This window comes from Psychromonas hadalis ATCC BAA-638, assembly GCF_000420245.1.
Lineage (GTDB): Bacteria > Pseudomonadota > Gammaproteobacteria > Enterobacterales > Psychromonadaceae > Psychromonas > Psychromonas hadalis.
The window spans coordinates 1-1,156 of record NZ_ATUO01000342.1; the positions used below are offsets into that span (position 1 = coordinate 1).

The 1,156-nt window shown below is 38.8% G+C and carries 1 protein-coding gene; it reads right to left on the reverse strand.

Annotation, left to right across the window (positions count from 1 at the left end):
- Positions 1-189: 189 nt before the first annotated feature.
- On the reverse strand, positions 190-966 hold the full coding sequence (locus G322_RS0119455; protein ID WP_022943309.1) for a substrate-binding periplasmic protein: 777 nt from the start codon (positions 964-966) through the stop codon (positions 190-192).
- Positions 967-1,156 lie beyond the last annotated feature (190 nt).

Here is a 1,156-nt window from a genome sequence, read left to right on the forward strand (position 1 = left end):
ACCATTCGCTCATGTTGCGTCTTGCTCTGGTTACCGAGCTTGTGCCTGACAAAGCACCTTGAGGTAACATGGGTATATACCCATTTTTATTCAGTCGGAGACGAAGGCAAGACGCAGTATGATAACCTTTCGAGTAACTAACTGCGCCAATTTTCTAACTGTAGAATAAAATAAAGCTAAACATTAGGACTACAAATAATGACTTAAAATATCATCATACAGTGTGTCACCTATCATACCAGGTGCTAATTTTACCTGTTCCAACGCTTTCTGAAGCTTATCAATCACAACATCACTCACATCTTTGCTAAATGCATAATATAGTTCACTCTCTTCTAGTATATACACAACCACAAATTCGTCATTTTCGAAATCGTTCTTTTTAATAAACCAACGCGCCACATTTTCCTCATAGATCCATAGCTGTATACGGCCAATACTTAGCTTTCTTACGAGTGAGTCAGCATTACTAGCACGTTGTATTTTATTTTTGGGCACCGTAGCCGTAATCAGTTGATCACCAATATCATTGCGGATCACTCCTACCTCATAGTCTTTAAGGCTTTCCATGGATGAAATAGTTATATTGCTATTTTTCTTGGCAAAAGCAACAATACGGGTACTAATGATAGGGCCTACCCATTTGAATTTGTTTTCCCGCTCTGCACTGCGCGTCGTTGAAAAAAGCATAACATGAGTACCATTCAGCGCTTGACGATACACACGCGCCCAAGGTTGTAGCTTTATCTCCTGACGCTTAACAGGGGCTTGCATCTTATAAGTGGCAGCCACCAGCAGATCCACAGAAATTCCTTTCAGTAACCCACCCTCAAGGAAGTTATAGGGTGGATACGCTTCCGTTAATATTTCAATATCCTTTAACGCCTGCGTATTAACATTAGCATTAGCAAATAAAACCAACACCATAAGCGTTAATATTTTCTTACAATTATAAATAACTAACATGGAAACTCCCTCAATGGTTAACTACTAAGTAAGTCTTTCATCTTGCTAGGTTATTTTGATAATACCAATTACATTAAGTATGTGATCTAAATTTCCCGCAGGGAAAACAGCTTAATTCAAGGCGTAAGTTGACGTAAATGGTTGTTCCCTTTACGAAAATTACAACGCGGAAGTGAGTTGTTTTAACCAG

Coding starts and splice junctions, on each gene's coding strand:
- G322_RS0119455 (WP_022943309.1), bottom strand. CDS start 966: ATGTTAGTTATTTATAATTGTAAGAAAATATTAACGCTTATGGTGTTG.